The organism is Candidatus Nitrosopumilus sp. (genome assembly GCF_029882185.1).
Classification (GTDB): Archaea; Thermoproteota; Nitrososphaeria; order Nitrososphaerales; family Nitrosopumilaceae; genus Nitrosopumilus.
Genome location: NZ_JAOULD010000075.1, coordinates 1 through 4,147, shown reverse-complemented (window position 1 = coordinate 4,147; position 4,147 = coordinate 1). Strand labels below are relative to the sequence as shown.

Genomic DNA, 4,147 nt, shown 5'->3' with positions numbered 1-4,147 from the left:
TCACGGTAATCCATATCAAAAAAATCAGGATTTAATGCAAAGGTATTGGGATCAGGTGTTATGATCATGTCAGAATCATAAATCTCTTTGAACCCTTTAATCGAGCTACCATCAAGTCTTGGCAATCCTTGGGAAAATGCCTCTTCAGTTATGTCTTCACTGGTAACGCTAATCTGTTGTAATATTCCAAAAGGATCACAAAATTGTAGTCTCACCCATTCAATTTTTTCATTTTTTATAGTTTCGATTATTTCTGCAATATTTCTATCATTTTCTTTACTCAAATTTTTCACCAAAATATTTTAGATGCACGTAGTTTGAGTTTGATAGGAGTAGAAAATCTTGAGATAATAGGTTCACATCATCCAAAAATCATGAGGGTATTTAATTCTATTGGTAATGAATGGTATTAATTGGTAACAATAACCAATCTTTTTATAGGTGATAGAAAAAATTTGATGAGAAATGCCATTACCCAAGGATATTATGAATTTTCGATGGGACATGGCCAATGTTGTAAAAAATGAGGGACATGTGGCGGATCTAAAAAGCCTTCTACTTGATGCACAAAAAGCATCAGATGGACTGGTCCCTTATGCAAGTTTGGGTGCGCATTCCCAAAATGATTATTTTTCAAACATAATGATTAACAACGCAAAAATAAATTCAATGCAGGATTATTCCGATGTTGATGCTTCGTTAATAATTGGAGGACGATACTCTAAAAAAATTATCAAAACAGATGTTCCTTTCTCAGTAGCTGGTATGAGTTACGGTTCAGTCAAACTGCCTGCAAAAATATCCATGCATCTTGCATTAAACAAACTTGCGAAAAATGGAATTAAAATCTTGATGAATACGGGGGAAGGAGGTGCATTGCCGTGGGAAGTTTATGGTGCAAAAGAATCAAGAGAGCATTTATCAAAAACTCATTGGGATTCAATTTTAGAGTTTACGGACAAGCTGTTAAGAGCAAATCATTTGGAAGGTATAGACATTGACGAATTGTTCACTAGAGAATATCCTCTGATAGTTCAATATGCATCTGGCAGATTTTGGAAGGATCCTGCATATCTTCTAAATGCGGATGGCATTGAGATAAAAATCGGTCAAGGAGCAAAGATAGGCCATGGAGGAATACTTCCAGGATCCAAAGTAACAGAACTGGTTGCAGAAAACCGTGGAATACTTGCACACAAACCTGCCCATTCCCCATCAAGGCATTTGGACATTTTAGGACCTGAAGATTTGGTTGCAAAAGTACTCGAACTTAGAGAATTAACCAAATGGGAAACTCCAATAATTGTGAAAGTTGGGGCCTCACGCATTTATGACGATCTGGAAATAATTCTAAAATCCTATGCAGACTGTGCTACTGTTGACGGATTGGTTGGGGGAACAGGAGCTGCACCATATGAAGTTAGGGAAGATATCGGAATTAACACAATAGCATCACTACGTCCAATTCGAGATGCAATTAATGATTATTATGAGACACATGACAAAGACGGCTTCAAATTACTTGTAAACGGAGGGATTTGGGATTCAGAAAGAATTGCCAAAACAATTGCTCTTGGAGCAGATGGTGTTGGAATTGGAACCGGATTTCTACTTGCAATGGGGTGCACACTAATTCAGGAATGTCATACAGATATCTGCCCTGCTGGAATCACAGGATCATATGAGAAACTTGACGTGGAGAAAAGTGCCGAGGGAATTTTTAACTATATCAAAGCAACAAAAATTGAATTGCAAAATATTGCAGGCTCACTAGGAAGGGAAAAGATAGAAGATATAGAAATGACAGATCTTTCAGTAAATGACTTGTTGACTAGCATAATTTCAGAACTTCCTTTCTCTGATGGAACAAATCATGTTTCAAAAATCCAAACAAAAATAGACCATGCTATCAATGCTCTTAATTTACAAGGTGGAAAAATTTGAGACTAAATGAAAAAGCAGTAATAAGAAAATCAATATTGGATCTTTGTAATACTGGTTTACCAAGACAAGAGTCTACCGATGATGTAATAAGAAAAATCAGGGAAAAAAATGGTTCCCAAAAAGAAGAAAACCTATGGGAATACATTGTTGCACTCGGTGCACAATTGTCTCGCCCCCCATTTGATCCTTATAGGGAGAAAATCAAACTCACAACCAAAATTGGACGAAAAGGTGATCAAAAAATATCTTTGAAAATACCGATTTTAATTTACGGTGAATTTGATTTGTCTCAAAGTTCAAAAGATGCTCTCAATTTGACCTTGAATGATTTGGATGATGACAGATCAACTGTTGGATTAATATCAAAGGATGAACCTTGCGATGAAAGGAAATATCCACACTTTCAGATATTGGATGACATTAACAAACTGGCTGACCCAGACGGAATTGTGTTAAAGTATACTGGAGCCAAAACAGAAGAAAAAATTGAAAAAATTCGCAAAGAGTTTGATGGACCCATCCTAGTTGAGGTGGATGAAGATTTCTCACAGTATGTCGAAAGTCTGCTTGAATTGGGTATTGATGGGATTTTAGTAAACACGGAGAATATCACAAAAAGTAAAAGGTATAATGGAAAACATGCAATTGCTGTGATACACGATGCAAGATTAGCTATAAACGAATTTTACAGAGGAAAGGAAAATGACGGTGCCTGCTTAGTTGTTGCAGGCGATGTGAACAATGCCGGAAAGATGATAAAAGCGGCAGGACTGGGTGCAGATATTATTGGCTACGACACTAGCCTTTTGATTGCCAAAGTTGGTCACCATTCAGAGAATTTCTTTGATGAAGAAATTACAGCGCAAAAAATTTTCAACCATATGATTGCTACAAAAAGTGAGTTAACGGGTATTCCTGCAGCACTTGGATACAGTGACTTTCACAATATGTCCCCCGGTGACTTTAGAACATCCAGTATCAAGGCAAGCGTGCAAGGAGATATTCCTTTGGAAGGTGTGGATAAAACCTATAGAAACATAGTTGAGGAAATACTTGATGAGTATGTCAATACAAAAAATATTTCAGTTAACCAACAAGAAAGACAGAAAATCATTAACCTTGTAATCGAAGAGGAAAATTAAATGTGCGGAATTTGTGGACTTATGATGGATGATAGTAAATTACGCCATTCTCCCGTAGGCTCAATTCTGCAAGATATGATGGAAAGTCAGCAGATAAGAGCTCAGGATGGAGCCGGAATCGCAATATTCAACAAGAGTAATGCCGACGATTCTTTCAAAATAAAGAATTTCAGAAAAGAAATGTCTGATTATGTCATTGATGAGGTTAAATCCTCATCAAAAAATATATCTGAGAATTTACAAAAATTAAGGCAAGATCCTGAATGTCACTTTTTTAGTTTTGAAAATGAAATGACAATACTCAAAGAAACGGGATTAGCTAAAGACCTTGATAGAAAATTTGGCATACGAAAAATGAATGGTTCTCATGGTATAGGCCATCTAAGAATTGCGACAAGCAGTAGAGTAACTCCATTCAATACTCATCCATTCAGTACTACAATTCTACCCGATATTGCAATAGTTCACAATGGCGAGATTACAAATTATAACATGTTGAGAGATTCGTTAGAACTGGAAGGATTTACATTTCATACAGATAGTGACTCAGAAGTCATCGCCGTTTTTCTAGCAAGCAGAATTCTCAAACATGGGGACATAGAAAAGGCACATCGTGAATTTGTAGCAAAGGCTGATGGTCCCTTTACTTACATAGCTGCCACTTCAGATTCAATTGCTATTGTACGAGATAAATTTGGGACAAGAAAGGGAATCATAGGATATAATCCTGGAACTGATGACCATCCTCCATTTTGGGCAATGGCAACTGATTTGTCGGCACTTGATGTTGTAGGAGCTACAACAAAAATAGAGACTCCCCATCCGGGGAAACCCAGAATCTTTTACAGGAATTAAAATGTACACTCTAGATATTGATGAAATAAGGGCTTTGGCAAATGATGTCACTGCAAGCTCAGATTCTAATGAATTTGATTTACTAAAGAAAAAATTACATGAAAGATTTCATGTATCTGTTCCAGAAGGTTTGAAAAATGCAGCAATTGAAAAATTTGGAGATGTTGCCAGTGCACCTATCATTTATGAAAATCTAACAAACTCCA

The 4,147-nt window shown here is 36.5% G+C and carries 5 protein-coding genes; 4 read left to right on the top strand and 1 reads right to left on the bottom strand.

Annotated features, from left to right (window positions below; genetic code table 11):
• On the bottom strand, positions 1-284 hold a 284-nt coding region (locus OEW78_RS10035), incomplete at its 3' end, for a glutamine synthetase (RefSeq protein ID WP_300327156.1).
• Between the two features lie 181 nt (positions 285-465).
• Between OEW78_RS10035 and OEW78_RS10030 the strand changes: the two genes are divergently transcribed.
• The 4 genes from OEW78_RS10030 to OEW78_RS10015 all read left to right on the top strand — a co-directional run.
• Positions 466-1,944: an FMN-binding glutamate synthase family protein gene (locus tag OEW78_RS10030; protein ID WP_300327155.1), complete on the top strand. Its 1,479-nt coding sequence runs from the start codon at positions 466-468 to the stop codon at positions 1,942-1,944.
• A complete protein-coding gene (locus tag OEW78_RS10025; protein ID WP_300327154.1) occupies positions 1,941-3,086 on the top strand; it encodes a hypothetical protein in 1,146 nt (381 codons plus the stop codon). Before OEW78_RS10030 ends, OEW78_RS10025 begins: the two co-directional genes overlap by 4 nt.
• On the top strand, positions 3,087-3,941 hold the full coding sequence (locus OEW78_RS10020; protein ID WP_300327153.1) for a class II glutamine amidotransferase: 855 nt from the start codon (positions 3,087-3,089) through the stop codon (positions 3,939-3,941). It abuts the gene before it with no gap.
• A gap of 1 nt (position 3,942) precedes the next feature.
• On the top strand, positions 3,943-4,147 hold a 205-nt coding region (locus OEW78_RS10015; RefSeq protein ID WP_300327152.1), incomplete at its 3' end, for a hypothetical protein.

What these genes read in the sequence shown, in the direction of transcription:
- OEW78_RS10030 (WP_300327155.1), top strand. Translation starts at nt 466, where the DNA reads ATGCCATTACCCAAGGATATTATGAATTTTCGATGGGACATGGCCAAT.
- OEW78_RS10020 (WP_300327153.1), top strand. Translation starts at nt 3,087, where the DNA reads ATGTGCGGAATTTGTGGACTTATGATGGATGATAGTAAATTACGCCAT.